The 17279-nt window shown below is 45.1% G+C and carries 10 protein-coding genes; all 10 read right to left on the bottom strand.

What is annotated here, in order from left to right:
• Positions 1 to 39 precede the first annotated feature (39 nt).
• Positions 40 to 1827 carry an aspartate--tRNA ligase gene (gene aspS / locus OSC7112_RS23895; protein WP_015178311.1) on the bottom strand — a complete coding sequence of 596 codons (1788 nt, stop codon included), beginning with the start codon at positions 1825 to 1827 and terminating at the stop codon, positions 40 to 42.
• A gap of 65 nt (positions 1828 to 1892) precedes the next feature.
• Positions 1893 to 3110: an RNA-guided endonuclease InsQ/TnpB family protein gene (locus OSC7112_RS23890; RefSeq protein WP_015178310.1), complete on the bottom strand. Its 1218-nt coding sequence runs from the start codon at positions 3108 to 3110 to the stop codon at positions 1893 to 1895.
• Positions 3111 to 3326: 216 nt separating this feature from the next.
• Positions 3327 to 3914 (bottom strand): hypothetical protein, encoded by a 588-nt coding sequence (locus OSC7112_RS23885; RefSeq protein WP_015178309.1) that lies wholly within the window; start codon positions 3912 to 3914, stop codon positions 3327 to 3329.
• Positions 3915 to 4295: 381 nt separating this feature from the next.
• Positions 4296 to 4925, bottom strand: coding sequence for a macro domain-containing protein (locus OSC7112_RS23880; protein WP_015178308.1), 630 nt, complete (start codon positions 4923 to 4925; stop codon positions 4296 to 4298).
• Between the two features lie 500 nt (positions 4926 to 5425).
• A complete protein-coding gene (locus OSC7112_RS23875; protein WP_015178306.1) occupies positions 5426 to 6400 on the bottom strand; it encodes a GGDEF domain-containing response regulator in 975 nt (324 codons plus the stop codon).
• A 10-nt stretch (positions 6401 to 6410) separates the two neighbouring features.
• Complete coding sequence (locus OSC7112_RS23870) at positions 6411 to 9506, bottom strand: response regulator (protein ID WP_015178305.1); 3096 nt, start codon at positions 9504 to 9506, stop codon at positions 6411 to 6413.
• 124 nt (positions 9507 to 9630) lie between these two features.
• Positions 9631 to 15120, bottom strand: coding sequence for a PAS domain S-box protein (locus OSC7112_RS23865; RefSeq protein WP_015178304.1), 5490 nt, complete (start codon positions 15118 to 15120; stop codon positions 9631 to 9633).
• 915 nt (positions 15121 to 16035) lie between these two features.
• Complete coding sequence (locus OSC7112_RS42460; RefSeq protein WP_223300907.1) at positions 16036 to 16152, bottom strand: hypothetical protein; 117 nt, start codon at positions 16150 to 16152, stop codon at positions 16036 to 16038.
• Positions 16101 to 16280 carry a hypothetical protein gene (locus tag OSC7112_RS40120; RefSeq protein ID WP_190274452.1) on the bottom strand — a complete coding sequence of 60 codons (180 nt, stop codon included), beginning with the start codon at positions 16278 to 16280 and terminating at the stop codon, positions 16101 to 16103. Before OSC7112_RS40120 ends, OSC7112_RS42460 begins: the two co-directional genes overlap by 52 nt.
• A gap of 714 nt (positions 16281 to 16994) precedes the next feature.
• Positions 16995 to 17222 carry a hypothetical protein gene (locus OSC7112_RS23855; protein ID WP_150111595.1) on the bottom strand — a complete coding sequence of 76 codons (228 nt, stop codon included), beginning with the start codon at positions 17220 to 17222 and terminating at the stop codon, positions 16995 to 16997.
• Positions 17223 to 17279: the final 57 nt, after the last annotated feature.

Here is a 17279-nt window from a genome sequence, read left to right as displayed (position 1 = left end):
AATTTACAAATGGTTAAATTGTCAAGGTGTTTTATACAATTATGACTTAGGCGTATAAGTCGATCGCACTTGCAACTCCTTCAACTGCTTCTCATCCACCCCAGCCGGCGCATTCGTCAGCAAACAACCCGCCTGCTGCGTCTTCGGAAACGCAATCACATCGCGAATCGATTCCTCACCAGCCAACAGCATCACCAACCGATCCAAGCCGTAAGCAATGCCTCCGTGGGGCGGAGTTCCATACTCAAACGCATCCAACAAAAAGCCAAACTTATTGTAAGCTTCCTCAGTCGATAAGCCGATCGCCTCAAACACCTTTTCCTGAACTTCCCGCTGGTAAATCCGCAGAGAACCGCCGCCAACTTCTGTACCGTTTAACACCAAATCGTAAGCTTGAGCTCTCGCAGTTTTCAAATCGTTAATATCGTCGGGATGCGGCGCAGTAAACGGGTGGTGCAATGCTTCCAAACGCTTCTCGTCAGCGTTCCATTCAAACATCGGGAAATCTGTCACCCACAGCAGATTCATCTTGTCTTTGTCGATCGATCCCAATTCGTTACCGACAAACAAACGCAATCTATCTAAAGTCTTATTGACAGTTGTGGCGTCGGCCGCTGCAAATAACAACAAATGACCTGATTGCGCGCCGGTGCGATCGAGCAATTCCTGTTTTTGCGCTTCCGTCAAATTATCCTTAATAGCGCCGATCGTATCAATTTCGCCGTTATCCCGCACCCGAATGTAAGCCAATCCCTTCGCACCCGCTTCGCTGGCTTCCTTAAACAAATCGCCGCCCGGTTTAATCCGCACGTTAGAAATCGCATCATTCCCGCCCGGAATCGGCAAAACTTTCACAATTCCGCCCGCAGCAACGGCCCCGGAAAATACCTTAAATCCCGAATCTTTCATCAAATCGGAAACATCGACTAATTCCATACCGAAGCGAGTATCCGGTTTGTCGCTACCGTAGCGATCCATCGCTTCTGCGTAAGTCAAGCGCGGAAAAGGACGGGGCAATTCTACGCCTTTGACACTTTGGAAAATCTGGGAGACTAAACCTTCGTTTAATTCGATAACTTCTTCTAAAGACATGAAACTCATTTCCATGTCTAATTGCGTGAATTCCGGCTGTCTGTCGGCGCGCAAATCTTCATCGCGGAAGCAGCGGGCAATTTGATAATATCTGTCCACACCGGAAACCATTAACAATTGTTTGAACAACTGCGGCGACTGCGGCAAAGCGTACCATGCGCCCAAATTGACGCGGCTGGGCACTAAATAATCTCTCGCACCTTCAGGAGTCGATCGCGTTAAAATCGGTGTTTCAACTTCAATAAAACCTCCCACATCTTCCAGGTGGCGGCGCATAGCTTTCACAACTTGGTGGCGAAGCTGCAAATTGCGACTCATGCGATCGCGCCGCAAGTCCAAATAGCGATATTTCAGCCGCAAATCTTCCCGGACGCTTTCATTTTCCGCCGTCGCCACCTGAAACGGTAACTGTTTGCGAACCGCATTTAACAACTCAATTTCGTCAGCATAAATTTCTACTTCACCCGTAGGCAATTTCGGGTTGAGGGAATCTTCGGGGCGGCTGGTGACTCGCCCAGTAATTTTAACCACGTATTCGCTGCGTAAAGCCTCAGCCCCGTGATAGGAATCGGGGGTGCGTTCAGGATCGCTGACAATTTGCACGATACCCGATCGATCGCGCACATCCAGAAAAATGACCCCCCCATGATCGCGGCGGCGATCCACCCAGCCATAAAGGGTGACAGTCTCTCCGATGTGTTCGCTTCGCAGTTCGCCGCAGTAGTAAGTTCTCATGGTTGGGGGTTATGGACTAAAAATAAAGCTTTTTGATTATAGCGCTTAGTTTGACACTCCCCGTCCTATAAGGACGGGGATTCTTGGTTCAATGAGTTGCCATAACCTAGCAGGGTTTCCCCAACTAAACTAGAGGGCATCTCTCCCCAAGCGTTAATTTCGGCGTGCCCCGCCGTATTTTGGGCGCGTTTCAAGATGTTAATTGCTGCGTTGGTGTCTCGATCTGCCGAATACCCGCAATGCGGACAAATGTGCGTTCTAGTTGATAGAGACTTACTGACTTTTAGGCCACAATTCGAGCAATTCTGACTGGTATTGTGGGGCGATACAGCTACGGTTTTTGTTCCGTAGACGCTCCCAAAATAATCCAACCACGTCCGAAACTTAGACCAAGCGGCATCACTAATCGACTTAGACAGTTTTCGGTTCTTTACCATGCCCTGAACATTTAAGTATTCATAGGCGACCAAATCGTTAGATTGGACGTAACGGAGTGCCACTCTCTTGACAAACTCTTCTCGCTGCCTACTTACTCTTAGATGTTTCCGAGCATACCGATTTTTTGCCTTCTTGTAGTTATTAGATTGCGGTTTACCCTTTTTGAACTTTTTGGACTTTTTCCGGTTGGCGCGGTTTAATTGCTTTTCTGATTTGCGATAAAATTTAGGATTTTCGACTATCCCTCCCTCACTATCAGCCAAAAAGTATTTAATTCCGACATCAATTCCTACCGCAGGATTGGATGACTTACAATCTTTGAGAGCGCTCCGAGGAGCATCGACACAGAATTGCACGTAATACCCATCACTACGTCGGACAATCCGTACCCTTTTAATTTGCTCTATCTGATAAAAATGCAAGTCTCGACTGCCTTTTAATTTCAGCATCCCGATACCTTTCTTATCAGTAAAGTTAATGCGTTTCCGGCATGATGAAAGTTTCCAGCCACCCACCTTGTACTCGAGCGAGCGACTGTTTTTCTTGAACTGCGGATAGCCCTTTTTACCCGGCTTTTTGTTTTTACAGTTGTCGAAAAACCGAGCGATCGCGCGTTGGGCATTTTCAACAGCAGCTTGACAAGCATGACTGTACAAGTCTTTGACAAAGCCAAACTCTGCTCGCAATTGAGTGCAATATTTATACAGTTCTTTTCTGCCGACACCGCGATTGTCCATCCAGTACCGCAGGCATTTATTCCGAATAAATTGCCCCGTGCGAATAGCTTCATCGAGCTTGTGGTATTGTTGCTTTTTCCCGTAGGCTTTGAACTCAAAAACTAGCATGGTTCGACCTGGGCAGGCTGCTGTCTTATACTACCATATATTTAACTTTAATTCCAGAATTTATCGAATTAAAGCCGTCCTATAATGACGGGGCTTGTATCCCATTCTTTTGGTCAAAACCTTTTATGAACAGGCAAGATGCCTGTGAAGCGAGAAAATTCAATCTTCGCTTCACAGGCATCTTGCCTGTTCTTTAAAATGGTGTCATATCTGAGTTTAATGCTTCTTGTCAAAAAACGCCGTCAGCGCGTTCCATGCAGACTTAGCGGTTTCTGTCAAGCGAATGTTGAGCGACTCAATTTCCTTCACAATAAGGTGCCAATTCTTTTCAGCTTCCGTGTGAATGTGGTCAACAGCTTGTTCGATGCGATCGCGTTCGATCAATTTATTTTGTTCCACCGCTTCTCGCGCTTGTCGCACAGCTTTCAAATAAGCTTCGCGACTGACAACGCCTGCATCTTGCACCTGCGCTTGCGCCCGCGTTTTAATCGCATCTACCACCAGCCAATTTTTCTCAGTTTCTTTTTTAATCAGCCTGACTGCTTCTGTGACTCTCTCTTGGGCGAGGTCCTTATTTTGTTCGATCGCCCCGGAGGCCTTATTCACAGCTTTTAAATAAGCTTCGCGGGTGAGTTCGCCCGCTGCTTGCACTTCGGCGGCGGCGCGTTTTTTAATTGCTTCAAACAGCGCCGCAGTTTCTGCGATCGCCTCATCAGTCGCGTCGGGCATCTCTTTTTTGACGATCGCCGTCGTTTCGAGAGTTGCCTCTAAAATTGGTTCCTCGGTTACTTTTGGATCTGTCATATCAATCTTCTCCGTTGGTAGTAAACATTTTGAAAAAAACTAACAGTCCCCGGACGCAGACTTTGTATGTGTAGCACCCGATTGAATTGTGGTCTTTTATACCGACTTTGTACCTGTAGCGCCAGAAGGAATTCTGGCATTTAATAAGAACTAGGCAATTCTTGTTCCAGGTTGATCAACTTTTGTATTCGCGCTTACCTAGTTGGAATGACCTCACTTCTATTAGATTATATCTACCAAAGTTGCTCTCGTGTGTAGGATACCGCCAATTTGCAGGTACGGTTTAGCGCACTTAAATTTGCGATAAGTCTCTCTACCTAAAAAAACACACACCCATCAACTTGGTTTCTCAACACAATAAAACGGGCAAATTTAATATTTTCAATTTTCCCAATGCAAATCTTCGCTTTCGTCCGTATATAACAAGTGGTGACATCTTTGAGCGTGCAGTAAAGATTGAGGAAATTCGTACTGAGATAAGAGGATATCTTCTAGCGCAACTTTCATTTGATTGGCGCAGATATGTGGAGGCACTTTGCCCATGCCCGTACCCATGCCGGGAATAGCGATTGTTTCAATTATATGTTTGACTGGCGTTCCATCTGGGACTGAGCCAAATTTTACGAGAGTCAAAATAGCGCGGGTTGCTAGATAAACATTTACTGTTTCTCTTAAAACTGTGGGAACGCGCATAATTGGTGCAGCTATTAAATAGGGAATTTCAGCATGATCGGTGTCTACAATTTCTGCCCTTCCTACTAATAGTTCCCCGTGATGTCGAGCCTGAATTAGTTTTTGCAAGCGTTCAATAATCTGTCGTCCAAAATATTCCGAAATTTCTAAATCTAAGCCGTCGTCCATGAAACCAAAACTATTCCCCGGACTAACAATAGCATCGCATTTCACATCAAATATTGAACCGTGATGTATTTTTACATTTTCTATATTGCCGCAAGTGCTTTCCCACGCTCTAACTAAATCATCGTCTAAGGCAGCCAGCACAATTTGCATACATACTCTCTCTTAATTTTAATGGCGAACAGCTAGAGCGATCGCCAATTTAATCCTACAATACTTTACATAAGTCCGCTGAATTTTAAATTCATCTCAAGTTCAACTAGCAAATGTTCAACAGCTACGACATTTTTCGATCGCACACACCCTTAACCTAATACAGGCAGAGCTTTTAACGGGGTTGCCACCATGTCGGGTTTAGGTGTGATGAGCTGTACTGCATCGTGTTTTCCGGCCCAGGGGGTAAAGTCTGCAAGCTGTTTCCCTATATTGTTTTCAGTTTACTCTTTCTCGGTTGAACTCACGTTTAATAAATAATGCTTATGGCGCTCCGATAGGGAGTATCTCAATGAAAGCAGCCCAGCTAGAAATTGGAGTTTTGAGGCTCTCTTGCTGCGGAGCTCTCTTGCTGCGGGGCAGGAGGAAAGAGTCAGAAGTCAGGAGCCAGAATCAGTGTTTTTACGAATATGAGATGCTCCCCTCCGATATCGCTGTTCTCAAAAGAACGGTTGAGGATTTAAACAGCGTTTGGTGTGTTTATGCTCGTACATGAGTTTGTCAGCCTTTGCCAGCAATTGTTCTAATAAAACTTCATTATTTAAATCCCCAAACTGCACACCAAGACTTATTGATAGATAAGCTCGCTCGGACTGTTGATTAAAGCGATCTATATTTTCTTGCAGCCGAGCATGGAAATTAGTAGATGAATCACCCGAAAAGTTAGGAATAAATAAAGCAAATTCATCTCCTCCCAGTCGAGCTACAATATCCGCCTCACGAAACGTTTGCTTCAATATTTGAGCTGCATCAACGATTACTCTGTCTCCCATTTCGTGTCCTAAAGTGTCGTTAATATTTTTCAAACCATCTAAGTCAGCGAACAAAATAAAATAGGATGTTTGCGTGCGCCTCGCAATTTTTAGTTGTTGCTCTGCTAGTAAAAAGAAGCCCCGTCGGTTATATAATCCAGTTAATTCATCGGTCACGGATAGCTGCCTTACTTCTGCTTCTGCCCTCAGACGTTCCTGGATTTCGTGTTCTAAACGTTGATTTTGTTCGAGCAGTTGTTGGCGTTGCTGTTGGATGAGTAATTGATTTTTTACTCGCATCAGCACTTCCTGCTCTTGAAAGGGTTTAGTAATATAGTCTACACCACCCAGTTCAAAGGCTCGAACCTTGTTTTCCAGTCGTTCGAGCGCACTGATAAAAATAACCGGTATCTGAGCACTCGCTTCCGATGCTTTTAACTTTTGGCAGACTTCGTACCCATTCATCTCCGGCATATTGATGTCAAGTAAAATCAGACTCGGTGGGTCGCGATGAACACCTTGGAGTGCCATTCTGCCGTTGAGGGCTTTACGCACAATATAGCCCTGTGACTCTAGAATTTTGGCTAACAAGCGCAGATTGTCTGGGGTATCATCGACGATGAGAATATTCGTGTGGGCCGCAAGTTTGAATAAAGCTGTCATGGTCTTCTTCCTAAATCTGGGTGAGAGTTGCGATCGCTTCAAGCTGAAAGTTATCGACCAGAGATGTCATCGCCGCGATGAAATCTTGTTTCTCCTTGGGAATTTGAGCGATAAGTTCATAAAGCTTATTATCACTAAGATCGAGTGCTGCTTCATGAACTTCTGCAATCCACTTGGCGGGCATAGTTTTCAAGTCTGGAGTAAATATCTTTGGTGGCGAAGCTGATGAGTCTGGCCCAAATTTTTCGGCGTAGCAGTAGCGGACGCCCAAGTGATGAGCTATTTTGTCGAAAAGTGTGTCTTCAGTAAACGGCTTGGCAATGTAGTCATCGCAACCGACTTGCAGGCTGGCGATACGATCGTCTTCAAAAGCATAGGCAGTGAGGGCAATGATGCGTGTAATTTGTCTGTTGTCCTGTGACATTTGCCCTGAGTTATCTGCTGATGACTCGTGACTAATGACTAATGACTCTTGCGATCGAATCTGTCTCGTCGCTTCATAACCATCCATGACAGGCATTTGAATGTCCATCAAAATCAAGTCAGGGTGCCATGTTTGCCAACGATCGATCGCCTCTGCCCCATTTTCCACCGCACACACATCAAACCCAACTGACTCCAGCAGCGTCACCAGCAGTTGCCGATTTTCTGGAACGTCTTCTGCTACTAGAATTCGGTAGATAGCTTGCCCGGGTGCGAGCCCGATAATCCGATCGCTAATTTCAGGTTCCTCTAAATCAAGGGACTCTGGTAGTTCCAAAACGACTTGGCAGGTAAAAGTCGAGCCTCGATTCAGGGTGCTTCGCACGGTGATATCGCCGGACATCAGACGCGCAAACTCACGACTGATAGACAGTCCTAAACCTGTTCCTCGATCGTGACGACCGCGATTGGTTTGCATGAAAGCGTCAAAAATTGATTCTAAATCTGAGGGAGAAATGCCAGGCCCGGTATCCTCAACTTCGAGACACAGGGTAATAGTTGGTTTAATATCGGGTGGATTAGTGGCGCGATCGCGAATTGTGCCGGATGGCATATCATCTGATGAAAAAGCTCGTCCGCGCAGGGCTATGCTTCCTGTTGTTGTAAATTTGAGCGCATTCCCCAGCAGATTAATCAAGATTTGGCGAAGTTTTGCTTGATCCCCACAGACATAACGGGGGACAGTAGCATCCCACTCGCTGCTCAGATGTAACCCTTTCTCAGGCGCTTTGATGGTGAACATCTCATTAATAGAACCTAGCAGTCGATGCAGATTAAAACAGCTTTTACTCAGTACCAATTGCCCTGCTTCAATCCTAGACATTTGCAAAACATCGTCGATCAATGTCAGCAGGTGTTCTCCACTACGGGTAATGATCCCTAAATGCTCTTGAAATTCTTCTGGGATATAGGGGCTGCGGTTCATAAGCTGGGTAAATCCCAGAATCGCGTTGAGTGGCGTTCTGAGCTCGTGGCTCATGTTGGCAAGGAACTGGCTTTTGGCACGGTTGGCTATAGCTGCCCTTTCTGCAGCGTGTTCTAGGGCAGCTTGCGAAAATTCTAACACCGACAGCATGAGGATATGTCTCATTTCGGCAGCAGCTTCTAACTCTGCAATCTGCCACGGATAAGACATCTCCCGCACTGTCTCTTGCCACAGTTCAAAGGATTTGCGGGGACACAGGTGCATTTTTCCAATTTCGTCGATCGACACAGCATCCTGTGGATTACCGGCCCAGTTTATGGTTTGAATTTGTTCGGGTCGGAACCAAAGGATATGGTATGACTTTTGTTTGGCGTAGCATAGCAAGATTGAGATTGCTAAAACACCGCTAGCTCGCTCTTTGAATTGCTTCGCTTGGGGATACAACTGAGACAAAGAAGCTGTTGCAAACACTCGTTCTTTGTTCTGTTGCAGCAACCACTGCACGAGTTCGCCAACCTCAGCTTCAGATGGCGTTTGACCCACCAATGTCAGGCGACCGTCGAGCAGAATTGCAGCTCCCCGAGCATGAACTAAATCTAGCAATTGAGAAGAATTTTCGGTCAATACCTGTTCTATAAAATTAGAATCTTGCCGGAATGCCTGCTGAAGTTGATCCTGAATAGTTTTCGCCCTGGCTCGGTAAACATTCAATTCTCGCTCTTGCTGGTGCACCAGTTCGATCGAGGCAAATTGTCCTAAAAATTCACAGCTTTTGCGAGTTTCGTAATCTATCAATCGCGGGCTGTAATGGTGACAGGCAATTAATCCCCAGAGGCGCCGATCGTCAATTAACGAAATCGTCAGCGTCCCAGCCACTCCCATATTCTGCAAATATTCAATGTGGTAGGGAGATACTCCCCTCAACACACAAGCACTTAGATCCTGGGGTTTATCGGTTAGGGGATGGTTGCTGGGAATTAGGCGGGCCGGGGTGTAATTGATATTGGGAATTTGGCGCACCGAGTTGCGGTAAAACAATTTACGGGCGGGTACGGGAATATCGATCGCCGGGTAATGCAATCCCAGATAGCTTTCTAGATAGCTTTCTTTCTCTTCTGCAATCACCACCCCATGCTCATCGGCTTCAAAGCGATAGACCATCACGCGATCGAACCCGGTCATGGCTTTGAATTCTCTAGCAATGGTTTGAGCTAAATCAGAAAGACCGATCGCGCTGCGAAAGTTGAGGATAACTGTTTGCAGACGCTGATAAAAATCGATTGAATGATTATTTTCAATAGTCAATTGGGGTTCTAGTTCCAGAATCAACGCATCTTGTAGCTGATGCAGTGTGCTTCTAAATATTTGATCTTTGCCGTCTTTTAGAGGTATTTTTAGATCGAAAATATTATGAATAGTGAGTTGTTCTTGATTGAGATGCCTGACAATTTCTTGTACTCGACCGTGACCCAATAAACCTGGCAATGGCTTACCTAGCAATTCTTCTGCCGAAATCCCAAAAAACTGTTCTACATTTTCACTGGCTTGTAAAATATTGAGGCTATTTTCTTGCATCAATAAAACGATTCCGTGTGGCTGAATATGACCGGGAGCATACACTGATTCTTCACTGCATTCCTCTAATTTTTTTAAATCGAAAGGAGTAATTTGGGTAATACTGGGTGTTTTGTGAGGCATCTTAGGGCATTAATTATCAATAGAAATTACGGAGTTTTTTTTAGAAGTACCAACAATTAAATTTAATTCTTGTTGGGCGTTCCTAATTCCCTAGTCCCGATCGAACGTTTAACTGGACAACAGCTTATAAATCCAATGGAGGAATTCCACTTGGGAAATTACTTTGAATTAGATTGAGGATTTTCTCAAATTGATACTGGTGGGCGAGTTCCGTCAGATGAGTACCGAATTGAGCGAGGTCTGAGGAAAGTTGAGCTACCAGTTCAACGATCGCAAAATCATCCCCACATAAAGCAGCATCTTCCAACTCAACCACCCATTCTTTTGGTAATGTCGCCAGAAGCGTTGGATCGAGGGAATCAGGAACCCCAGGGGCAACCGAACAGAGGTAAGAAGGAAAACAATCTGTTGCCCGTTCCCCCTTTTCTGTTTCCTCTTCCTGATATATATATTCTAAACCCAGGTATTCGGCCATCTTGAGAAATAGGGTCTGTTCTCGGAAGGGTTTGCTGATGTAGTCGTTGCAGCCAGCAGCCAGGGCGAGGGTGCGATCGCTCTGGGAAGCCTGGGCCGTAAGTGCAATAATGATACTGTTCTGTCCGTCTTCCATTGCCCGAATTTGCTTGGTAGCTTCGTATCCATCTAACACGGGCATCCGAATGTCCATCCAGGTTAGGTCGGGTTGCCATTCTTGCCAAATCTGCACCGCTTGCTTTCCGTTGGTAGCTTCTTTTACCTCTAATCCTAATTGTGTCAGTAATCTGACCATTAGCAAGCGATTTTCTGCTCGATCGTCAACCACCAAAATCCGATGATGCGGTTGATTGGGAGCCAGCCCAATCACGAAGCGATTATTCTCTTCGGGCGTAACATTAACTCCACTGATGGGGCTGACGGGAAGGGTAAAGGTGAAGGTACTCCCCTGTCCCAGAGTGCTGCTGACAGAAATTTTTCCGCCCATAAGTTCCAACAATTTGCGGCTAATGGTCAGACCTAGCCCAGTACCGCCGGTCGATCGCTTCCCAGCTTGAGCTTGCACAAACGCATCGAAGATGGTATCGAGTTCGACCGATGCAATCCCTACACCTGTGTCAGCGATTACAAACTGGAGAATCGGCCGAGTTGCGGTTAATGCCCCTGTACCGTTCGCCTCAAAGCTGACTTGCAAAGTAATGCTTCCCCGATCGGTAAATTTGATGGCATTACTCAGCAGATTGAGCAAAACCTGGCGCAGTTTTTGAGCATCGACAAGCATAAATTGGGGAACTTCTGGCCCAATCTCGACACAAAGGTCAAGTCCTTTAGAACTTGCTCGTTCCGCCAACATATTTCGGAGGGAATGCAGCAGCGCAATTAAGTCCAATCCGCTTTCTTCAACTGTGCAGTGTCCCGATTCAATTTTCGAGAGATCCAACACATCGTTAATCAAACTCAAGAGGTGATCGCCACTGCGACGAATTGTTTGCAGGTCTTTTTTTTGGTTGGGAGTTAGGGAGGAGTCATGGGCCATCACCTGAGCAAATCCCAGAATCACGTTGAGGGGAGTGCGTAATTCGTGGCTCATATTGGCTAGGAAGGTACTTTTTGCCAAGTTCGCTGCTTCTGCGGCTTCCATTGCGTACTGCAGTGCCAGTTCTTTTTGTTTGCGATCGCTGATGTCTTTGTGCGTTCCAATCATCCGTAAAGGTTTACCATGTTCATCGCAGGCAACGACTTTCCCGTAGTTAGCGATCCACTTCCACTCACCTGACTTGCAACGCACGCGATAGTCAAAGGCATACTTAACTGAGCTATTTTGCAAGTGACTGTTGAGAGACTCAAAAACCCAGAATTGATCGTCAGGATGAATCATCTGTTCCCAGACGTTCATATCCATCACCAATTCACCCGGCTTGTAGCCCAGCATCTCCTGGTAGTAGGAATTCAGGTAAACTTTTCCAGTTTCAACGTTCCAATCCCACAGTCCATCTCCAGAAGCTTCTAGTGCCAGTTTCAAGCGTTCTTCACTCAGTTGTAAGGCGGTTTCAGCTTGATGCTGTCGCGTCACATCGATCCCCACACCGCCTACTAGCATTTGCCCAGATAAGTCGGGGATGAGAAATTTGTAAACCAGAAACTCACCCAGGGTTCTATCTCGACGGGACGCAATCTCGATCGTTTCAATTACCTCGCAGGTTTGAGCAACCGTTTGAATATTGTCGAGAAATTGTTGGGCGATCGCGCCGGGGTAAAGTTCAAAAATGGATTTTCCAATCACATCGTCAGTGGGTAACTCGAAGGTATTGAGATAAGTCTGGCTGGCATAGAGCATTACACCATTTTCATCGGTAATCCAGGCAGGGGCTGGGCTGTGATTCATGAAGGCTTGGAAGCGAGTTTCACTCTCTCGGAGTGCCTGTTCTGCTTGTTGGCGTTCCGCTTCGTTGCGTTTGCGATCGCTAATATCCCGGCAGATACAGAAGTTCATCATCTCATCTTCTAATTCCACCCGGTTCCAGCTAATTTCCACGTCATATACAGAACCGTCCTTGCGGCGATGTCGCGTTTCAAACAGCGGAATAACCTCCTCTCTCTGCAGCATCAGTTGTAGTTCTTCCTTCGTCCATTCAGCATCCCAATCAAACACGCTCAGATTCAGGGTTTCTTCTAGGGTGTAGCCCAGCATTTGAGCAAAACTGGAGCTAGCTTCGACAACTTTTCCGACCCAATCCATGACAACAACACCGTCGAGTGAAGTGTTGAAGAAGGCTTTACTCCGCAAGAGTTCTTTTTCTAGTGCAAGTTCGGCTTTTTTGCGATCGCTAATATCTTTCATGAAGCAGTAATGCCCCAAAAATTGATGCTGTTCGTCGTAAGTTGAAATCATCACCACTTGTTTGTAAAAAACGGAACCGTCTTTACGAACCCCTTTCGTTTCAACTTCAACTCGGCCCTCTTGCACCATCATCCCGTAGGCTGCAACCAGTTTTTCCAAGTCATCGGGATCTACGGTCTTTTCCCAGGACATCCCGATCATTTCTTCTGGCTCATAGCCTGTCATGTCAGCATAAGCTTTATTGACATAGAGGTAACGCCCTTGTACATCAAGTTTGGAAATGCCGGACACCGCATTTTTCATCACCTCATTCATTTCTTTACGATCTGCTTCTGCGTGTTTGCGATCGGTGATATCTTGTGAAAAACAAAGTAGGTACTGGGGCTGATGCTGTTCGTCGTAAATGGGAATCTTCATTGTATGCAGCCAACGTTTTCCCAGGCACTGACTGTCAATGACTTCTTCGAGAATATCCTCAGTCTTACCTTTCTCAAAGGCTTCTCTATCCTTTTGGTCAAAAAAGATAGCCTGTTCTGTTGGGAAAAAATCATAGCCACTTTTGCCTAGCGCTTCTTCGGCTGAGATGCCAAATAACAGTTCGCTGGTTTTATTCCAAAACTGAAATACGCCAAACCGTTCGTGCTGTGCCTCCTTAACAAAAACCGCCACCGGTAAATTATCCAGCAGTGCTTGTAAGAAATTGCGAGTTTTTTGGATTTCTAGCTCTACTTGTTTGCGCTGGCTAATATCAATAAATGTAACTACAACTCTTTGAATTTGACCCTTTTGATCTAACTCAGGGTAGGCATTAACTAATACGCAAACAAAACTATCACTTCTTCTTTTTATCCCTAAAACATAATTTTTGATGGAACTTCCAGTGGATAAAACCTGATTCACGGGATATTGCTCTAGGGGCATAAAGCTGCCATCTTCCCGCACAAAATGCCAGGTAGGAGATATCGCAGTTTTTCCCAGCATTTGATCCATTGAAAGACCTAGTAATTCAGCGGCAGTTTCATTACATAATTGGACGCTGGTATCTGTCGCATGAATTACAAAACCCGCATTTAAGTTATCGATCAATTGCCGATATCTGGCTTCGCTGACCTGTAAAGCAACTTCAGCTTGCTTGCGCTCGGTAATGTCGGTGTGAGAACCAGCCATCCGAATTACGTTACCTGCATCATCCCAAAGCGCCTGGCCGCGATCCAAAATCCATTTGTACGAACCATCTTTGCAGCGAAGGCGATATTCTGTGATATAGAAAGGAGTTTTCTTGGCAAAATGATCCTGAACGGCTTGCATCACCCATCCCAAATCATCGGGATGTATCAGATTAGCCCATTGGTCTAAAATGTTTTGGATTTCATGGTCTTCATAGCCCAGCATTTCCTTCCAGCGACTAGAAAAAAAGACCTCATTGGTTTGAACATTCCAATCCCAAATGCCGTCATTATTCCCGCGTACAGAAAGTTCCCAGCGTTCTTCACTTTGACGCAGTGCTGCTTCTGCTTGTTTGCGATCGGCAATATTCCGGGCAATCTTTGAAGCTCCAATTATATTCCCTGCTCGGTCTTTAATGGGGGAGACACTCATCGAGACATCGATTAATGTTCCATCTTTCCTCAGCCTCTTTGTATCGTAGTGTTCGATCCGTTCTCCTCGCTGGATTTTGGTGAGAACTTCGTTTTCCTCATCTCGATAGTCTGCGGGAATCAGTTTTCTCCCTGATTGCCCTACTATTTCGACGGCTGTATAGCCAAAAATTGTTTCGGCTCCGACATTCCAACTTGTAACTACACCCTCTAAATCTTTACTGATAATGGCATCTTCCGAAGATTCAACGATCGCAGCTAGTCGAGCGATCGCAATTTCTGCCTGTTGTCGCTGGTGAATTTCCCATTGCAACTGGCGATTTACTTTTTTGAATTTATCGACTTTGCAATAACTAACTTGTGCGAGATACATGACCCACACAAGCAGCAAAACTAAAACTAAGCCACCAATTAATACAACTCTAGCCCAATAAAACTTGACATTTTCTACTAAATCTAAAGTTGGATAGACATCTATTCTCCAGTCTACATCATAGGCTTTCACTACAACTGTTTTCTGAGCTAAATATGGAGACAAAGACTCTTGACCGTAGAGCAAAGTTGTGCCAGCATAGATAGCCACATTGTACCCGGACGACACTTTTAAAATACTCTCAAATAGAGTTTGGAACTGAAAAACTCCGACAATCAACCCATCAAAACGTTCACCTACAAACAAAGGAAAACTTGCTAGAAATCCTTGACCCCCTTGAACAAGTGAAACATTGCGACTTAAGATAGGTTGACGCAAATCACGAGCTACTTGCAAAGTAATTTTGCGACGCAGTTCCCCATTCAAATCTAGGTTTTGTGCTGCCTCATTCCCTGCCAGCGGCGCAACCCATCGCACTTTAAATGATGGATCGACTAATTCGATCGCCTGATAACCGTAGAAATCCTTTACATAAGCCTCTGCATCGGCTTCCCAAAGAGCCTTTGGTGTACCGCCATCGGCTTCCCAGCGATTCGCCATTTGCCGAAGCGTCAACACCCGAAGGGATAATCCTTCGGTCAGTTGTGACTGAATCGCATTGGCTTCCTGCTGAATTAACTGCTCTATGTGAATTTGTCCGTTGATGGTTAGCTGTTGCCACGTAAATAAAACAGCAAGAGAAGCCACCACACCAAGCAAAAGAGGTAGCAATCGTTTAAGTAGTTTTTGGCGTAAACTTATAATTACTTTGAGTCGAGGTATCACCATAAATTAAGCGATAGATGAATAGGGCTGTCTTCCCTTTATTGGGCTATAGTTGGGTAATTTAATGATGCCATAAAAAAAGTTTAGAGCGTGAAAACCAGTTAGCCATAAGACAATATCTAAAGTTTATTCCCCCTAAATTGAGCTATTAGATTCTACTGGTCAAGAATGTTATTCCTTAAGCCCTAGCCCCCTAACTAGATTTAGAGAGGGAGATGAGCCACATCTGTTCAGATTGCAAATAGGTATTGTTTGCCAACATTGGCGACAAAACCAGTAGATTTGATGCTTGCGAAGGTGACGGAGCATTTGATTCGAGCAGCCGGGGAGTATGGCCTAAAGACCTATTTTTTAACTAAGTGGTATTTGATTCTTGTTGCAAAGCGCTGTAAGCTCGGTTGAAGGAACCATAACAATACCTTATTAAAAAAAAATAAAGATTTGGTAAAGAAGATCAAATGGTTAAGGAAAAGATACAAGTTTAAACATTCCGTAATAAAATTAAGAGCGCAGAGAATTTTTATCCCACAATACGCACCTTGTAAGGTTCCATCTGGTTGGTTATCATTCTACACTATTTAGATGCAGCTTTTGAGCTCCATTCCTACATACAATGGTTGTCCTGTTGCCTGTTCCTAGATTTGATATGAGAGAGTCTAAATCCCCGCCCTACACATTGGCAGTTTGAACAGAAACCATAGCTGGAGCGAGAGAATTAACTATCACTGCTGGCAGGTGATATTGACAGTTTTAATTAATTGTTGACTATAGCAAGGTAATAAGGATCGCGAATTAAATAACTTACAATTTTAATTGTTATGGTGGGATGGGCCGATTCCGCCCGTCCAAAAAGGGCGGGCGGAATCGGCCCACCCCACTTTCAAGAGTGTAAGTTATTTAATTCTCATTCCTAAGTTATCAAACCAAATTTTGCCCCAAAACTTCTTGGTGTATATAACCCGTGACGCGCAAGAAGAAAGGATTTACGTAGTTAACATTTTGGGATCGATCGAGTGGGACGACGATCGGCTGCACGTTATCCAATAGCGATCGCCAGCTTCGTTATTGATGATAGCCGATCGCACGGGCAAAGCAATTGGGTTATCGGCTGGGCTTGGCGATTTTGGCTGTGCCAGCTTTTTTGGGGCTGATATAGCAATCATTGCAGGAGTCGTAAATTTTTTACTCTACCCCAACCCGCTCGATCGGGAGTAAGAAATTGACAAATGATTTAGGATTGGTATAGCGCTGTTGCTACTTCAGCGAATTTATCTTAAGCCGCGCGATTTTGAAGCAGGAGCTTTAGAAATCAAAAAAGGGATGCTGGGGCTGTTTTGGGTTTTTTTAGATACTTTAGGGTTGATTGGAGCTGGCTATGGGATTTTCTCTTCATTACCTTTAACCAGGCGCACAAACGGATAGGGTGCCACGTACTCATGTGGTGGAGAACTCAAAATTTTAGACGAAAGTTCAACCTCCCAGATTCATCTGTGGAGTAAATCTAAAATCTTAAATCCTTCGACTCAGCGCTCACAGCCAAGTCTAAAATCTCAAATCGACTGACTTTCACAGAAGTGCGATCGCATTTGACAGCCAGATTCCTATATTTTACCCTTGGGTGATAGGGAGTGACGCGATCGCAGCCCTGATTTTGAGAGGCAAGTTCGATCGCATCAACATCTTAACCCTGATGTTTGCATTGATTTTTTCTTCACTGTTTGCCCATTGGTATTGTTCGGAAATGGGCAGAGGGGATTGCTAGGAATGACTTTATGGGGTATAGGTATGGGAGTCCAGGAATCGATTTTGAAAGCCGCCGTAGCTGGACTCGTGCCTGCCGACAAAAGAGGTTCCGCCTATGCGATATTTAACACAGGCTATGGCCGATAATGATTTCTGGGCAGTTGGGCGATGATAATTGTGTACCATAGCTCAATTACTTGGCGGGTTATATTTTCAGTTGCGCTCCAACTCGCTGCTTTTCGAGTCTTGTTGCTGGTGAAAAAGCGATCGTCTGTCACAGAAAATTGACCGAATACTCGGCAGTCATACCATTTTCGATTTTCGATTTTGGATTTTCGATTGAGAATGACTGACTTCATCATGGTTTGAGCCTTGCCTGCCGTTGCATTATTTTACGAAATAGGTATCAATTAGCCGTT

Origin of the sequence: Oscillatoria nigro-viridis PCC 7112, from assembly GCF_000317475.1 — a bacterium.
GTDB lineage: Bacteria > Cyanobacteriota > Cyanobacteriia > Cyanobacteriales > Microcoleaceae > Microcoleus > Microcoleus nigroviridis.
Note: the sequence above shows the minus strand (reverse complement) of the source record. Positions and strands in the feature narration are given on the sequence as shown.